Annotated in this window: 14 protein-coding genes; 5 read left to right on the top strand and 9 right to left on the bottom strand. The window is 58.7% G+C overall.

Annotated elements, in window-relative coordinates; all coding sequences use genetic code 11:
* Positions 1–20: 20 nt before the first annotated feature.
* Positions 21–1,649: a glucan biosynthesis protein D gene (locus KFS80_RS03455; RefSeq protein WP_008081609.1), complete on the bottom strand. Its 1,629-nt coding sequence runs from the start codon at positions 1,647–1,649 to the stop codon at positions 21–23.
* A 403-nt stretch (positions 1,650–2,052) separates the two neighbouring features.
* Between KFS80_RS03455 and KFS80_RS03450 the strand changes: the two genes are divergently transcribed.
* The 3 genes from KFS80_RS03450 to KFS80_RS03440 all read left to right on the top strand — a co-directional run bounded on the left by KFS80_RS03450 (position 2,053) and on the right by KFS80_RS03440 (position 3,824).
* Positions 2,053–2,238, top strand: coding sequence for a hypothetical protein (locus tag KFS80_RS03450; RefSeq protein WP_008081608.1), 186 nt, complete (start codon positions 2,053–2,055; stop codon positions 2,236–2,238).
* A 441-nt stretch (positions 2,239–2,679) separates the two neighbouring features.
* Entirely contained in the window at positions 2,680–3,261 is a 582-nt protein-coding gene (locus tag KFS80_RS03445; protein ID WP_212543984.1) for a ComF family protein, read from the top strand.
* A 5-nt stretch (positions 3,262–3,266) separates the two neighbouring features.
* Complete coding sequence (locus KFS80_RS03440; protein ID WP_212543983.1) at positions 3,267–3,824, top strand: hypothetical protein; 558 nt, start codon at positions 3,267–3,269, stop codon at positions 3,822–3,824.
* 58 nt (positions 3,825–3,882) lie between these two features.
* Here the strand turns inward: KFS80_RS03440 and KFS80_RS03435 are convergent, their stop codons facing one another.
* The 8 genes from KFS80_RS03435 to KFS80_RS03400 form a co-directional block, all read right to left on the bottom strand.
* A complete protein-coding gene (locus KFS80_RS03435) occupies positions 3,883–5,367 on the bottom strand; it encodes an APC family permease (protein ID WP_007908950.1) in 1,485 nt (494 codons plus the stop codon).
* 222 nt (positions 5,368–5,589) lie between these two features.
* Complete coding sequence (locus tag KFS80_RS03430) at positions 5,590–7,014, bottom strand: gamma-aminobutyraldehyde dehydrogenase (RefSeq protein ID WP_212543982.1); 1,425 nt, start codon at positions 7,012–7,014, stop codon at positions 5,590–5,592.
* Positions 7,015–7,163: 149 nt separating this feature from the next.
* Complete coding sequence (locus KFS80_RS03425; RefSeq protein ID WP_016986393.1) at positions 7,164–7,988, bottom strand: ABC transporter permease; 825 nt, start codon at positions 7,986–7,988, stop codon at positions 7,164–7,166.
* Entirely contained in the window at positions 7,978–8,898 is a 921-nt protein-coding gene (locus tag KFS80_RS03420) for an ABC transporter permease (protein WP_007908947.1), read from the bottom strand. Before KFS80_RS03420 ends, KFS80_RS03425 begins: the two co-directional genes overlap by 11 nt.
* Before the next feature lie 16 nt (positions 8,899–8,914).
* On the bottom strand, positions 8,915–9,952 hold the full coding sequence (locus KFS80_RS03415; RefSeq protein ID WP_212543981.1) for an ABC transporter ATP-binding protein: 1,038 nt from the start codon (positions 9,950–9,952) through the stop codon (positions 8,915–8,917).
* A gap of 267 nt (positions 9,953–10,219) precedes the next feature.
* Complete coding sequence (ydcS, locus tag KFS80_RS03410) at positions 10,220–11,371, bottom strand: putative ABC transporter substrate-binding protein YdcS (protein ID WP_158829609.1); 1,152 nt, start codon at positions 11,369–11,371, stop codon at positions 10,220–10,222.
* A gap of 83 nt (positions 11,372–11,454) precedes the next feature.
* Positions 11,455–12,912, bottom strand: a complete 1,458-nt coding sequence (locus KFS80_RS03405) for a gamma-aminobutyraldehyde dehydrogenase (RefSeq protein WP_212544199.1) — start codon at positions 12,910–12,912, stop codon at positions 11,455–11,457.
* A gap of 131 nt (positions 12,913–13,043) precedes the next feature.
* Positions 13,044–13,958, bottom strand: a complete 915-nt coding sequence (locus KFS80_RS03400) for a LysR family transcriptional regulator (RefSeq protein WP_007967749.1) — start codon at positions 13,956–13,958, stop codon at positions 13,044–13,046.
* A gap of 176 nt (positions 13,959–14,134) precedes the next feature.
* On the opposite strand from KFS80_RS03400, the gene KFS80_RS03395 reads away from it, so the two are divergent.
* Positions 14,135–14,857, top strand: a complete 723-nt coding sequence (locus KFS80_RS03395; RefSeq protein WP_212543980.1) for a tellurite resistance TerB family protein — start codon at positions 14,135–14,137, stop codon at positions 14,855–14,857.
* Positions 14,858–14,920: 63 nt separating this feature from the next.
* Complete coding sequence (locus tag KFS80_RS03390) at positions 14,921–15,976, top strand: acyltransferase family protein (RefSeq protein ID WP_159813806.1); 1,056 nt, start codon at positions 14,921–14,923, stop codon at positions 15,974–15,976.
* The last annotated feature ends 567 nt before the right edge of the window (positions 15,977–16,543 follow it).

Below are 16,543 nucleotides of genomic sequence, written 5' to 3'. Positions count from 1 at the left end.
AATCAGACGCTAAAGAAACATCAAGGGTATTTGCGCTTATCCGGCGCCGGCGGGAAGTACTGGTACAACCACGTCTCGCTCAACGTGCGATCGTTGGTGCGGATAAACAACCGCAGCTCCACCGGCTCAACGCTGTCACTGGTCGGGTACCAGTCAAACAGAATCCGGTAACCCTTGATGTCATCCAGCACCAGCACGCTGAAATCCTGCACCTTGCCATTCGAACACGTCACCACCGGCTCAATCCCGGTGCCCTGCGGCAATCGATCCAGACCGCCGCCAGTAAAGTCCACAGCAAAACGACGTGCCCACACCGGCGGGTAATGCTCGCCCGGTGCCCAACCCTCAACAAAACCGCCCATTCCGGAACGAGTCGCCTGCACCCGCGCCAACGGCGTGCTCACCGGCGGCAGAGCGCTCCAGTAGAGCTTGTAGCCATAGTTCAGCGAATCACCGGCAGCCACCGGTTTCTTCGGTGTCCAGAACGCCACGATGTTATCGAGCGTCTCGCCAGTCGTAGGAATTTCCAGCAGATCGATAGAGCCCTCGCCCCACGCGGTGGTGGGTTCGACCCACAGGCTCGGACGCTTGCTGTACCAGTCGACGGTGTCCTGATAGTTGGCGAACTCATGGTCGGTCTGCACCAGGCCGAAACCTTTCGGATCGGTATCGGCAAACGCGTTGAATTGCAGAGTCGCCGGGTTGTTCAGCGGACGGCAGATCCACTCGCCGTTGCCGCGCCACATCGCCAGGCGATCCGAGTCGTGGATTTGCGGGTGAATGGTGTCGCACATGCGCCGTTCGTGGTTGCCGCAGCTGAACATGCTGGTCATCGGCGAGATGCCCAGTTGCTCGATGGCGGTGCGCGCATTGATGTGTGCGTCGATCTCCATCACCACGCGCTCGGCCTGGCAATCGATGTCGAAGCGGTAAGCACCGGTCGCACTCGGCGAGTCGAGCAGGGCATAGACCACAAAACGCGTGGCGTTCTGATCCGGGGTCTCGAACCAGAATTTGGTGAAATCAGGGAATTCTTCGCGTTTTTTGGCGTAAGTGTCGATCGCCAGACCACGCGCGGAGAGGCCATATTGGCCAGTCGCGTCCACCGCACGGAAATAACTGGCGCCGAGGAACGACACCACGTCATGGCGATCCAGTTCTGGTGCCTTGAAAAGCTTGAAGCCGGCAAAACCCAGATCGCCCTTGAGCTGCTGGGTGTCGACCGAGGTGTTCTCGTAGTTGAACAGCGCCGGGCGGAAATGCACCTCGCGCGCGGTACGGGTCTTCGGATCGACGCTGTACATGCGCACCGGCTGGCGGAAACCCATGCCGACGTGGAAGAACTGCACGTCGAGCTGGCCCTTGTTTTCCTTCCACAACGAATGATTACCGTCGTAGCGGATCGCGTTGAAATTCTGCGGCGTCATGGTCGCCAGCGTCGGCGGCAGCACCTGTTTAGTGTCCTGATAGGCACTGCCAGCCAGTTGCTTGGCCTGGCGCTTCAGCGCTTCGAAGTCAAACGCCTGCGCCTCGCCATCAGCGGCGCCACCACTGGCCGCCCATGCGCGGGTCGCCAGCAGGCCGGTGGCCGAAAGACCGGTGTAAGCCGCAATGGCCATGGACGCTTTGAGCAAATTCCTGCGGTGCATAAATACAACCTGTCGTGTGCAATCCCGCGCCGTTCCTGGCACGTGCTGGATCAGAAATAACGGTTCGGACAAGCCTTCGGCCAAACGCAACGGACTATAAACAGATGCCGGCTAGCTTAAACGGTTCGCTCGCAATGCAAAATTCGTTGATTCACTGCGCCAGTGTGTCAATGAAACAAGACATGTCGGTTAAAAATCTGACAGGACGTTCTGATTTACACGGCATATCTGCTTTTCTTGACTAATTACTCTAAAAACCGCTTTTCAGCGGCGAATTTATTTCTATTCTATGGGCATGGCCGGCGCGATCCATTTGGCCGGCAGGGCACACGGCGCTGCTGTAAGGGGCAGGGCGATGTGGTGTTTAAGCAATTCTTTGCAGTACTAGAGAAGGACATCGTCCATGGCAAAAATACAAGGCATCACCGACATGCTGGGCATCTTCCCCTGCCTGGGCAGCGGGCGCAGAAGGCGCCGGTTGAGCTCTGAGGAACTGAAACTGGTGGAGCGCTATCGCGAGCTTTCGGAAAGTGACCGGATCGCGATGCGGTATCTGGTGGATGCGATGCGGAGTGTTTCGCGGTTTTAACGCTGGGGTGGGCACCGTGAAAGCCATTTGGCTTTTACGGTGGCCAGATCAATCAACCTGCGAGTAGCCCTGTGGCGAGGGAGCTTGCTCCCGCTGAACCGCGCAGCAGTACCCTGCTTTTTCAAGAGGGGCCGCTATGCGACCAAGCGGGAGCAAGCTCCCTCGCCACAGGTTTTTTCATTCGGGCCGTTGACTGGTGAGAAGAAGCCTAACTGTTGATCATGTATGACACCAAGTCGGCTCTGTCGATACCTTCTGTAGGAAAAGGGATCCATCTCTAAGGGTCGTCTCTGTAGGAAATGCCTGTTTTTGCGTTGGCGCCAGCGAGTTCACCCCTAACAGCTGTTTTTTCCGTTATTTGTTTGAATCTTGCGCATCGCTGCAGATGCTCGGCCCTTGGTTTCAGGGCTCAAAGGATTGTTACGAATAAAGGAGATTTCAATGAAGGTGTCTCTCAAGCAGATCAACGGCCCTTGGGATCAGGGCTGGGTGCTGGACAAACACATGGTAAGTAGTACCTTTCTTGGCAACGATGACCGCGGACACCCATGCTTCGATAATCAGCGCACTGAGATTGGCGAGGCGACCTACCAGCTCAAATACCAGAAGGACTGGACTCAGGTCAGCCCACTTGCTCAGGCAGTAGCGACAAATGTGTTCCCAAAACTGGATCAGGTCGGGTTTGTAGTGCCTATGCCTGCTTCAAATATTCGTCAGCGACAACCGGTAACTGAGGTTGCCTTGGCGTTGGGACGAATTATCGGTCGGCCGGTTTTCTCGGATTTGCTTCGAAAAGCTGCCACGGGAAAGTCGCTCAAGGATTTACATTCCAAAGCCGAAAAGGTTGCCGCGATTGGAGACAGTTTCAGCGTCAATGATGAAATCACCACCGATGGGCGCTGGAATGTTTTGGTTGTAGATGATTTGTTTGATAGCGGAGCGTCGATGGACGCGGCCTGCGCTGTTCTGCGTAAATATCCGAAAGTAGGGAAAATTTACGTCGCAGCGCTAACTTGGAAGTGAACTCAATGACCACTGTATTTATTGCTGGCTCTATCAACATCAAGAACCTTGATCCGAAGGTTAAAGAGCGCATCAAAAATATCGTCGCGTCAGATTTTGAGGTGGTGGTTGGGGATGCAGGTGGCGCCGATACCTCCATTCAGGAGTACCTGCTGAGTCTCAAACGATCCAAAACCACAGTGTTCTGCAGCGGTTCTGCTCCGAGGAATAACCTTGGACAGTGGCCCGCCAGAACAGTCGACTCCAAGCATTCCAAGGGGTCGAGAGCCTTCTTCACCGAGAAAGACGTTGTCATGGCCGAGGCAGCTGACTACGGTTTGATGATCTGGGACGCAAAGAGCACCGGTACGCTCAATAACGTCATTGAACTGTTGTCGAGAAAGAAGAAGTCGCTTGTTTTCGTCAACAAGGAAAAGGAGTTCAAAGTGGTCGGAGACGTCAGTCAGCTCGAAGAATTGATTGCATTCATGTCCGATCACGCCAAGCAAAAAGCCAATGAAAAAATCAAACTGTTCGACCGTATTTCCCTGTTGAAGCACGATCAGGCGGAGCTCTCTTTTTGATGACGTTTCACGGCTTGCCTGAACCCCGGCACCTTGTCGGTGCCGGGATCAAACGCTCTTAGCGACTCACCTTCCACGCATCCCCAGCCGGCGCCTTGCCATGGTCATACGGTTTGCCAATCCACATATAAACCAGCCCCAAGCCAATCACGATCGCTGTGCTCAACACCATCGCATAGTTCACATACCACGCCGCATCCGGCGTACGTGGCCAGGCCATGTTGATGATTGCGCCAACGCCGTACACCAGCGCGCCGATGTTCACCGGCCAGCCCCATGCGCCGAGGGTAAATTTGCCGCTCGGTTTCCAGCCTTTGCTGCGGGCGTACAGCGCGGCCAGCACGATCATCTGGAACGCGAGGTAGATGCCGATGGCGGCGAAGCTGACGATGGTGGCCACGGCGTCTTGCAGGAAGAAACCGAGGGCGATGATCAGGGCCGGCAGGACGCCGGATACGAACAGTGCGGCAACCGGTACTTGGGTTGTAGGAGAAATCTTTTTCAGCAGTCGGCTGCCGATGACCATTTCATCGCGAGCGTAGGAGTACAGCAGACGGCTCGCCGCTGCTTGTAGGCTGATGACGCAGGAGATGAAGGAAATCATCACCACGCCCATCACTACTTTCGAACCGACCGGGCCGAAGGCATTGTTGAGGATGGTGGTGACCGGGTCTTTGTCGGTGCCGTTGATCACCGCTTGCATGTCCGGCACGGCGAGGATCAGCGCCAGGCAGGCGAACATCGCCGCGATGCCGCCGATGTAGATGGTCATGCGCATGGCCACCGGGATTTTCGCGCTCGGGTTCGGGGTTTCTTCGGCGACGTCGCCGCAGGCCTCGAAACCGTAGTAGAGGAACATCCCCGCCAGCGATGCGGTGAGGAACGCCGGCAAGTACGAGCCGTCGACGCTGATGTCGAAGGTGTTGAACAGCACGCTGAGCGGTTGATGGCGTTCGAACACCAACAAGTAAACACCGACGATCACCGCGCCGACCAGTTCGCAGAGGAAACCGAACATGGCGATGCGCGCCAGCACTTTGGTGCCGCTGAGGTTGACCAGTGTGGCGAACAGGGTCAGCACCAGGGCGATGACGATGTTGGTGTTGTTGCTTGGCTCGAAACCGAGCATGGCGGCCAGGTACGGGCCAGCGCCGACCGCAACGGCAGCGATGGTCACGCATAGGGCGATGGAGTAAATCCAGCCGACCATCCATGCCCATTTTTTACCGACCAATCGGCGTGCCCAAGGGTAAACGCCGCCGGAGATCGGGAACTGCGAAACCACTTCGCCGAAGATCAGGCACACCAGCAATTGGCCGCAACCAACCAGCAAGTAGGCCCAGAACATCGGTGGGCCGCCAGCGGCAAGGCACAGGCCGAAGAGGGTATAAACCCCTACGACCGGTGACAGATAAGTGAAGCCCAAGGCGAAGTTTTCCCACAGGCTCATGCTGCGGTTGAAGTTCGAGGTGTAGCCCAGTTTGCGCAGTTGCTCGGCATCGCTGTCGGCAACGGCTGTGGCGAGATCGGGTGAGGAACTCATGTGTGTTTTGCTCCGTGAAATCGGCAGATTTCGGATGGCCGAGGCCGTGGCGGGGCTTTGTGGGCGCCGCCCGGGTCGGTAGTTGTTGTTTTGGTTTCCTGGTGGTGCGTAATTGCCGGTTTCCTTCCTGAAACCGGGGTGACGCCTTCGCGAGCAAGCCCGCTCCCACATTTGGAATGCATTCCCCTGTGGGAGCGGGCTTGCTCGCGAAGCTTTTGATCTTTAGTGCTTGAACATCACATGCCGAACCGTGGTGTAGTCCTCCAGCCCATACATGGACATGTCCTTCCCGTAACCGGACAATTTCTGACCGCCATGGGGCATTTCGCTGACGAGCATGAAGTGCGTGTTCACCCACGTGCAGCCGTACTGCAAGCGCGCCGAGATGCGATGCGCGCGTCCTACATCCGCTGTCCACACCGAGGAGGCGAGGCCGTAGTCCGAATCGTTGGCCCATTCCAGCGCCTGCGCTTCATCGGTGAATTTGGTCACCGAGACCACCGGGCCAAAGACTTCGCGGCGAACGATCTCGTCGTCCTGCTGCGCATCGGCCAACACGGTCGGCTCGAAGAAGAAACCATTGCCTTCGACAGCCTTGCCACCAGTGATCAAACGAATGTGCGACTGCGCCACAGCACGCTCGACAAACCCGGCAACACGGTCGCGATGCTGTGCAGTGATCAACGGCCCCAGTTCAGTCGACGGATCATCCTGCAAGCCGTACTTGATGCTGCTGACCGCCGCGCCGAGCTTCTCGACAAACTTGTCGTAGATGCCTTGCTGCGCATAGATCCGGCAGGCGGCCGTGCAATCCTGCCCGGCGTTGTAGAAACCAAACGTGCGAATGCCTTCCACCGCCGCATCGATATCGGCGTCGTCGAAGATGATCACTGGCGCCTTGCCGCCGAGTTCCATGTGCATGCGTTTAACGCTGTCGGCGGTGCTGGAAATGATATTGGCGCCCGTAGCGATGGAGCCGGTCAGCGAAACCATGCGCACTTTCGGATGGGTAACCAACGGACTACCAACGGTAGGCCCACGACCAAACACCAGATTGAGTACACCGGCCGGGAAGATTTCCGACGCCAGTTCGGCCAGGCGCAACGCGGTCAGCGGGGTTTGTTCCGACGGCTTGAGCACCACGGTATTACCGGCGGCCAGCGCCGGGGCGATTTTCCAGGCGACCATCATCAGCGGGTAGTTCCACGGCGCAATGGAGGCAATGACGCCGACCGGGTCGCGACGGATCATCGAGGTGTGGCCGGGCAGGTATTCGCCACCGGCCGAACCGCTCATGCAACGGCTGGCGCCGGCGAAGAAACGGAACACATCGGCAATCGCCGGAATCTCGTCGTTGAGCGCGGCGTTGTAGGGTTTGCCGCAGTTATCGGATTCGAGTTTGGCCAGCTCTTCGCCGTGGGCTTCGATAGCGTCGGCGAGTTTGAGCAGCAGCAGCGAGCGGTCTTTCGGCGCGGTTTGCGACCAGTCGGCGAAGGCGTTGTCGGCGGCGCGTACGGCGGCATCGACCTGGGCTTCAGTGGCTTCGTTGATTTCTACCAGGACTTCGCCACGCGAAGGATTGAGCACCGGTTGCGCCGGGCCTTCGCCGTTGACCAGTTGGCCGTTGATCAAGAGTTTGGTTTGCATGTCTGTTGTCCTCTTTATTGTTCTGCCGAAACCGAACCCCTGTAGGAGCTGCCGAAGGCTGCGATCTTTTGATGTTGCTTTGAAGATCAAGATCAAAAGATCGCAACCATCGGCAGCTCCTACACGCGGTTGGGTTTGTGGTTATTCGGTTATTTACCGCCGCTGCCGGCGACGCTTTCGCCACCCCGTGTCAGGTAGTACGCGCCGAGGATCGGCAGCATCGTCACCATCATCACCAGCATCGCGACGACGTTGGTCACCGGCACATCCCGAGGGCGACTCAACTGATTGAGCAGCCACAATGGCAACGTGCGCTCATGTCCGGCGGTAAATGTGGTGACGATGATTTCGTCAAACGACAGCGCAAATGCCAACATGCCGCCCGCCAGTAAAGCCGAGCCAAGGTTCGGCAGGATGATGTAGCGAAAGGTCTGCCAGCCATCGGCGCCGAGGTCCATCGAGGCCTCGATCAAACTGTGCGAAGTGCGGCGCAGGCGGGCGATGACGTTGTTGTAGACGATCACCACGCAGAAGGTCGCGTGGCCGACGATGATGGTGAACATCCCCGGCTCGATCCCCAGCGTCTTGAAAGTCGCCAGCAGCGCGATCCCGGTGATGATCCCCGGCAACGCAATCGGCAAGATCAGCATCAGCGAAATGCCCTGTTTGCCGAAGAAATCCCGCCGATACAACGCTGCCGATGCGAGCGTGCCGAGCACCATCGCAATCAACGTGGCGATGGCTGCGATCTGCAGTGAGAGCTTGATCGACTCCAGAACATCCGGCCGCGAAAACGCCACGCTGAACCAGTGCAGCGTGAAGCCCTTCGGCGGAAAGCTGAACGCGGCTTCCTCGGTGTTGAAGGCGTACAGGAAGATGATCAGGATCGGAAAGTGCAAAAACACCAACCCGCCCCACGCTGCGATTTTCAGGCCTAGAGAGGCATGCCCTTGTGATGAAGAATCAGAGCGCATCGAAAGCCCCCAGTCGTTTGACGATGGACAGGTAAACCGCGATCAACACAATCGGCACCAGCGTGAACGCCGCCGCCATTGGCATATTGCCGATCGCACCTTGCTGCGCGTACACCATGCTGCCGACGAAATACCCCGGCGGCCCGACCAGTTGCGGCACGATGAAGTCGCCCAAGGTCAGCGAAAACGTGAAGATCGAACCGGCGGCAATGCCCGGAATCGACAGCGGCAAAATCACCTGCATAAAGGTCTGACGCGGCTTCGCACCAAGGTCAGCGGAGGCCTGCAGCAGCGACGGCGGCAGACGTTCCAGCGACGCCTGAATCGGCAGGATCATGAACGGCAGCCAGATATAAACAAACACCATGAATCGCCCCAGATGCGAGGTCGACAAGGTGCTGCCGCCCACCCCGGGAATCCCCAAGATGAACTGCAAAACCGGCTCTAATCCCAAGTGCTGCACAAACCACTGCGCCACGCCGCCCTTGGCCAGCAGCAACGTCCACGCATAGGCCTTGACGATGTAACTGGCCCACATCGGCATCATCACCGCGATGTAGAAAAACGCCTTGGTCTTGCCGGTGGTGTAGCGCGCCATGTAGTAGGCAATCGGGAACGCGACGATGGCGCTGGCGATCGACACGACGATGGCCATGCTCAGCGTGCGCAGGATGATGTCGAAGTTCGATGGCTGAAACAGCGCGGCGAAATTCGCCAGGGTCAGGTCAGGCGTGACCGCCATGGTGAAGTCGTCGAAGGTGTAGAAACCCTGCCACAACAGCACCAGCAGCGAGCCGAGATAAATCGCGCCAAACCACAGCAGCGGCGGCACCAGCAGCATCGACAGATACAGGTTCGGCTTGCGGTAGAGCAGGTTGGAAAACCGGCGCAACGGCGGCGATGCAGTCATCGCGAGCGTGCTCATATCAAACCCCGCTCGCCACGGTGTCATGCAGCGGAATCATCGCTTCCCGCGCCCAACGCGCGCTCAGGCGCTGGCCGGTCTGGTGTTGTGCGCTGCTGTCGATCCACTGATTGTTGGCGTGGCTGATGCTCAGGGTCTGGCCGTTTTCCAGCTTCAATTCATAGCGCGTGGCGCTGCCCTGGTACTGGATGTCGTGGAGCAGGCCGCTGACTTCGATTTCGTGACTGGCCAGCGGGCCTTCGGCGAAACGCACGTGTTCGGGGCGGATCGAAAATGGCTGCGGATGACCGCTTATTTCACGGGCCAGATCGCCACGAATCACGTTCGAAGTGCCGACGAATTCAGCGACAAATGTGGTGGTCGGTTTCATGTACAGATTGCGCGGCGTGTCGACCTGTTCGATGCGGCCCTTGTTGAACACGGCGACGCGGTCGGACATCGACAGCGCTTCGGTTTGATCGTGGGTGACGAAGATGAAAGTGATGCCGAGCTGGCGTTGCAGCTTCTTCAATTCGCTTTGCATTTGTTCGCGCAGTTTCAGATCGAGCGCGCCCAACGGCTCATCCAGCAACAGCACGCGCGGGCGATTGACCAAGGCGCGGGCGAGGGCTACGCGCTGGCGCTGACCGCCGGATAACTGCACCGGTTTACGTGCGCCGTAACCGCCGAGGGCGACCATGTCCAAGGCTTCTTCGGCGCGTTTGTGCCGCTCGTTTTTGCCGACGCCTTTGACCTTCAAACCGTAGGCGACGTTGTCGAGGACGTTCATGTGCGGGAACAGCGCGTAATCCTGAAACACCGTGTTGACGTCGCGTTGATACGGCGGCAGACCGGCTGCTTCAGCGCCGTGAATGCGGATCGAACCGGCACTCGGTTGTTCGAACCCGGCGATCAGGCGCAGGCAGGTGGTTTTGCCCGAGCCGGAAGGGCCGAGCATGGAAAAGAACTCGCCGTCCTCGATATCGATGGAAACCCGGTCAACGGCTTTTACGTCGCCGAACTGCCGGGAAACGTTGGTGAACTGGACTGCAAGCGTCATGGTGCGGTGCTCCGGTAAAGCGGGCTTTCAAAAAAGTCGTGTGTGCGTCGAAAAGATCGCAGCCTGCGGCAGCTCCTACAGTAGGTGTGCAGGGCGCTGAGATTGCTTTTAGCTCCCTCTCCCTCCGGGAGAGGGCGGGGGGTGAGGGTGGCGGTTTCGGCCATTGCTCTGAGATCAAGAGCAAAGTCAAAAGCTACCCCCTCACCCCAGCCCTCTCCCCCAAGGGGGCGAGGGGGGAAAGGGAGCAGACCGCGTCGTTGTCGAGAGCTAACGGCCGCCCATTATCGCGATGTAGTCCTGCGTCCAGCGGCTATACGGCACAAACTTGCCACCTTCAGCCTGCGGGGTTTTCCAGAAGGCGATCTTGTCGAACTGGTCGAAACCGTTGGTCTTGCAACCTTCAGCGCCAAGCAACTCACTCTCCTTGCACGCCGCCGGAACGGCTGGCAACGAACCAAACCATGCCGCCACATCACCCTGGACTTTCGGTTTCAGCGACCAGTCCATCCACTTGTACGCGCAGTTCGGGTGCTTGGCCTCTGCGTGCAACATGGTGGTATCAGCCCAACCCGTGGCGCCTTCTTTCGGAATGGTCGACGCGATCGGCTGCTTCTCGTTCATCAAACCGTTGACCTGATACGGCCAGGCACTCGATGCCACCACGCCTTCGTTTTTGAAGTCGCTCATCTGCACCGTGGTGTCATGCCAGTAGCGGTGGATCAGCGGCTGCTGCGCGCGCAACAGATCGAGCACGGCTTTGTATTGATCTTCGGTGAGTTGATACGGGTCTTTGATGCCCAGTTCTGGCTTCGTCGACTTCAAATAAAGCGCCGCATCGGCGATATAGATCGGGCCGTCATAGGCCTGCACGCGGCCCTTGTTCGGCTTGCCGTCGGGAAGATCCTGCGCGGCGAACACCACGTTCCAACTGGTCGGCGCGGTCTTGAACACGTTGGTGTTGTACATCAACACGTTCGGGCCCCACTGGTACGGGGTGCCGTAAGTCTGGTTGTTGACCACGTACCACGGCGCGTCTTTGAGGCGCGGATCGAGGGTGTTCCAGTTCGGGATCAACGCAGTGTTGATTGGTTGCACACGCTTGCCGACGATCAATCGCAGCGACGCATCGCCCGACGCGGTGACCAGGTCGTAACCGCCCTTGGCCATCAGGCTGACCATTTCGTCCGAGGTGGCCGCTGTCTTCACGTTGACCTTGCAGCCGGTTTCCTGCTCGAAACCGGTCACCCAGTCGTAGGCCTTGTCGCTCTCGCCACGTTCGATGTAACCCGGCCACGCAACGATATCCAGCTGACCTTCGCCGGCGCCGACGGCCTTCAACGGCTCGGCGGCTTGCAGGCTGGCGCTGGCCAGCAGGGCCGTGGTGATTGCACTGAGCAGTGCGGTCTTGTGCACGAACATGGTTGAACCCTCTTCTTTAAATTATGGTCGGGGCAGTTGTGAACGCGGTGAAGCATGCCGTTGGCGGCTTGTTATTAGCGTAGTCAGAGATGCTGGCCGTGGCGGGCCATAATGTGCCGCACTACGCTGTAGTCCTGCAGCGAATCACTGGATAAGTCTTTGCCGTAACCGGAGCGTTTCAGCCCGCCGTGGGGCATCTCACTGACGAGCATGAAATGGCTATTGATCCACGTGCAGCCGTACTGCAAGCGCGCGGCGACCTGCATCGCTTTGTCCAGATTCTGTGTCCACACCGACGAGGCGAGGCCGTATTCGGAGTCGTTGGCCCAGTCGACGGCCTGCGCGAGCTCGTCGAAGCGAGTCACGGTGACCACCGGGCCGAATACTTCGCGCTGGACGATTTCGTCAGTCTGTTTGCAACCGGCGAGTAGGGTCGGTTGATAGTAGAAACCGGCGCCGGAATGCACCGCTGCACCGGTCACGCGTTCGATGTGCGGCTGACCGAGGGCGCGTTCGACGAAACTGGCGACGCGGTCGCGCTGGCGGGTGCTGATCAGCGGGCCAATCTCGTTGTCTGCATCACGTTTGCCGGCGAAGCGCAGGCTGCTGACGGCGGCGCCAAGTTCGGCGACCAATTTGTCGTGAATCCCGGCCTGCGCGTAGATCCGGCAGGCGGCGGTGCAGTCTTGGCCGGCGTTGTAGTAACCATAAGTGCGCACGCCTTCGACCACAGCCTGAATGTCGGCGTCGTTGCAGACGATCACCGGGGCTTTGCCGCCGAGTTCGAGGTGCGTGCGTTTCAGGGTTTTCGCGGCGGCCTGGAGGATTTTCTGCCCGGTGACGATATCGCCGGTCAGCGAGACCATGCGCACTTTCGCGTGGCCGACCAAATGGCTGCCGACGCCTTCGCCGCCACCGCAGATGATGTTGATCACCCCGCGCGGGAGGATTTCGGCCAGCGCTGGCGCCAGGGCGAGGATCGACAGCGGTGTGTGTTCGGAGGGTTTGAACACCAGCGTGTTGCCGGCGGCGAGGGCCGGGGCGATTTTCCACGCGGCCATCATGATCGGGTAATTCCACGGCGCAATCGAGGCGACCACGCCAATCGGATCGCGGCGCACCATGCTGGTGTAGCCCGGCAGGTATTCGCCGCTGAGCTGACCGGTCTGGCAACGCACGGCGCCGGCGAAGAAACGGAACACATCGACGGTCGCGGTCAAATCATCCTGACGTGCCAGGTGCAACGGCTTGCCGCAGTTCAGCGATTCGAGGCGGGCGAGGTGGTCGGCGTGTTTTTCGACGGCGTTGGCGATGTCGAGCAACAGATTCGAACGTTGCTGCGGCGTGGTGCGCGACCATTCGGCGAAGGCGCGGTGGGCGGCGAGGATGGCGGCTTCGACTTGCTCGGTGCTGGCCTCGGCGATGTGGGTGAGGATTTCACCGGTGGCCGGATTGAGAATCGGCTCGACAAAACCTTCCCCGGCGACCAATTCGCCATCGATCAACAACGCGGTACACATTGGGGTTTGCGCGCCAGCCATTTTCCGCGTTCTCTTTTCTTGTGTGGCCATTGTTGCTCCCTGATATCGGGAGCCGACCGTCTTATAGATGCAGCAAGACTAGTGCGCGGCTCCGAGGTCGACAAATTCTAAATACTGAAGGCAGCATTCGATTAAATAGATGGCTTGCGCCCACCGTGGGGCTGTTCGCGGGCCACAGTGAGAAATGGATCGACGAGAGCGGGGCGCGCGGTGCCACGGCGCCAGGCCAAGCCGACGTCAAGGGTTTGATTCAAGTCGGCAATCGGTCTTGCTTCGATGATGTCGCCTTCGAGTGACCAAGGGCGATAGGTCATGTCTGGCTGGATCGATACGCCCAAACCGGCGGCGACCAGACTTCGCACAGCCTCCGTCGATGCGGTTCTCAGGGTGATTTTTGGTTGCAGGCCGGCGCCGCGCCATAGGCGTTGGGCATTACGATCCATTTCATCGACGTTGAGTTGAATCAACGGCTCGCGGGCGACATCGGCGAGGTTGATGCTGTCGTGTTCGAGCAGTGGATGCTGGGCCGGGAGCCACAAACGGTGCGGCGAGTGAGTCAACACTTCGGTCTGCAAGGCGTGGCGATCTTCGAGGTTGGAGAGGATCAACACGCCGACATCGATCTCGCCGCTGACCAGCAAATGTTCGATATACGGGCGCTCGTCTTCCATCACGCGGATCTCGACGTTGGGATAGGCGCGCTGAAAACGGGTGAGCAGATCCGCGAGGTAATAACCGGCGACCAGACTGGTCACGCCGACGATCAACTGCCCGGCAACTTGGTCGGTGCTCTGTTGCAGGCTGCGTTTGGCGTTGTCCACAGTCGCAAGAATCAGGTGCGCCTGACGTAGGAATTGATGACCTTGGTGCGTAAGCGTCATGCCTTTGGCGTGACGGCTGAACAGGCTGACACCGATTTCTTCTTCCAGTTGCTGGATCGCTAACGTCAGGGTCGACTGGGAAATGAACGCGGTTTGCGCGGCGGCGGAGATCGAGCCGGTCTCGGCCACAGCGATAAAGTGACGAATCTGACGCAGGGTCATCATGACGGGAATACCCGGTGGGCGGTTTTTATAGATGGATCTGAGTGTATATCTATTTTCACGAAGGCCTGCGGGCAGCGAGCAACATCTGGAAGCACACTCGCAGGCCGGTCACGGGCACTTTCGAACTAGGCTGGAGGCCTTATAGATCCGGATAACCCCTGTTTTGGAGGCGGAACATGAACACCCGTGGATTGCTCGATCAACTACTCAAGTCCGGCCAGGATCTGTTGCAGAACAAGGCCGGTGGTTCGCAGAACAAATCCTCCGGTGGAGGCTTGGGCGGCTTGCTCGGTGGCGCATCTGGCTCCGGTGGCCTCGGCGGCCTGTTGTCAGGCGCGGGCGGCGGAGCGCTGGCGGCTGGCGCAATGGGCCTGCTGCTCGGTAACAAAAAAGTGCGCAAGGTCGGCGGCAAAGTCGCGATTTATGGCGGCCTCGCGGCGCTGGGTGTGCTGGCTTACAAGGCCTACGGCAACTACAACGCGCAGAAAGGCATCGCGCCACAAACTGAACCGCAGACGATCGACCGTCTGCCAGCGGCGCAAGTCGAGCAACACAGTCAGGCGATTCTCAAAGCACTGGTCGCCGCCGCCAAGGCTGACGGCCACATCGATGATCGCGAGCGTCAGTTGATCGAAGGTGAATTCACCAAACTCGACAACGATCAGGAGCTGCAACACTGGCTGCATGCTGAACTCAACAAACCTCTGGATCCCACCGACGTCGCCCGCGCCGCGAGTACGCCGGAAATGGCCGCCGAGATGTACATCGCCAGTGTGATGCTGGTGGACGAAGAGAACTTCATGGAGAAGAGCTATCTGGATGAACTGGCGCGGCAGTTGAAGCTGGAGCCCGGTCTGAAAATCGAACTGGAGAAGCAGGTGCGCCAGGCGTTGACTTAAATCTTGTAGGTTGTCGGGGCCGTCGGTAGTTTGTAGCGCCTCGCACATTTACGGGAACAACGCATGACCACGTCCAATCGTCTGACGCATCTGGATGCCCTGCGAGGCATCGCGGCATTGTTGGTCGTGGCTGCGCACTTCATCGAAAGAACGCCGCTCAAGGACACGTTTTTCTTTACCTACGTGAACCTCGGACAGGTGGGCGTGGTGATCTTCTTTCTGCTCAGCGGAATGGTCATTCCCTACAGCCTGAAAGAAGGTCGGCATGCGCTGGCGGCGTTCGCCGTTTCGCGGTTATTCCGGTTGTACCCGGCGTACTGGTTTTCCATTGCGCTGGCGGTGTTGAGTTCGTATTGGTTTTTGTCGACGCCGGTGCCGGTCTCGACCGTGCTGATTAACATGACGATGTTTCAGGCGCTTCTGAAAACCCCGGATCTGTTTGGGGTTTACTGGACGCTGATCATTGAGATGTTCTTTTACATGGCCTGCGCGGCGCTGTTCAGCGTGGGGCTTTTGCGCAAGGCCGGCGTGCGATTTGGCGCGGCCATTGGTTTGCTGATCGTGGCACTGATCTTTGCAGCAGCCCGGTTCTATCTGGCGAAAAAGATCCCGGTGGCGCTGCCGCTGTGCCTGTCGATCATGTTTTTTGGCAGCCTCTGGCGAGATGTCAGCCTCGGTGCGGGCACCGCTTCCCTTCGCCAATTCGTCGCAGTCTGGCTGGCGTTGTTCGTGGTATTGCTGCCGGTGATTTGCCTGTTGGCCTACAACGCCGACTATGGGCACAACGAAAATCCCTACGCCTACCTGGTCAGCTATCTGGCGGGGATGGCGTTTGCGCTGGCTATGACCTTGTTTTTCCGCCGTCACTTCAAGAGCCTGACGTATCTGGGCACGATCAGTTATTCGGTGTATCTGATGCACCCGTTTTTTCTGGAGTGGGCAGCGCACGCGACGGTTCTTCAGGCGCAATTCAACCCGGGCGTCTTCCTCTGCTACGTGCTGGCAACGCTGCTGCTAGCCAGCGTCAGCTACCGATTGCTGGAAAAACCCAGTGTCGGCGTGGGAAGGGCGATCATCACAAGATTGCGCAACGGCTTCCCCCTGCAAGCACAGTCTTAAGCCCAGCCACCATCCCCTGTGGGAGCGGGCTTGCTCGCGAATGCGGTCTATCAGTTATTCAAAGTGTTGACTGACACAGCGCCTTCGCGAGCAAGCCCGCTCCCACTTTTGGTTGTGGTGGTCATGAGATGGCATCCGAGATTGCAAAACCGCTGTCCCCAGCAAGCGCAGTCTGAAAGCCGGCCACCATCCCCTGTGGGAGCGGGCTTGCTCGCGAATGCGGTCTATCAGTTACCCAAAGTGTTGACTGATGCATCGCCTTCGCGAGCAAGCCCGCTCCCACATTTGATTGAGGTGATCATGAGATGGCATCCGAGATTGCAACACCGCTGTCCCCAGCAAGCGCAGTCTGAAAGTCGGCCACTATCCCTGTGGGAGCGGGCTTGCTCGCGAATGCGGTCTATCAGTTATTCAAAGTGTTGACTGACACAGCGCCTTCGCGAGCAAGCCCGCTCCCACTTTTGGTTGTGGTGGTCATGAGATTTTGGTTAGGCACCTGATGCAGTAGGGCCGTAATGGCCATTGCGTCGCCTCTTTTTGCCGTTTCATCGCTGGCACGCCCACCCC

The sequence above is a fragment of the Pseudomonas rustica genome, from assembly GCF_018336155.1.
Taxonomy (GTDB): domain Bacteria; phylum Pseudomonadota; class Gammaproteobacteria; order Pseudomonadales; family Pseudomonadaceae; genus Aquipseudomonas; species Aquipseudomonas rustica.
The sequence above is the reverse complement of the archived record's forward strand: the minus strand, read 5'-3'. Positions and strand labels throughout refer to the sequence as shown.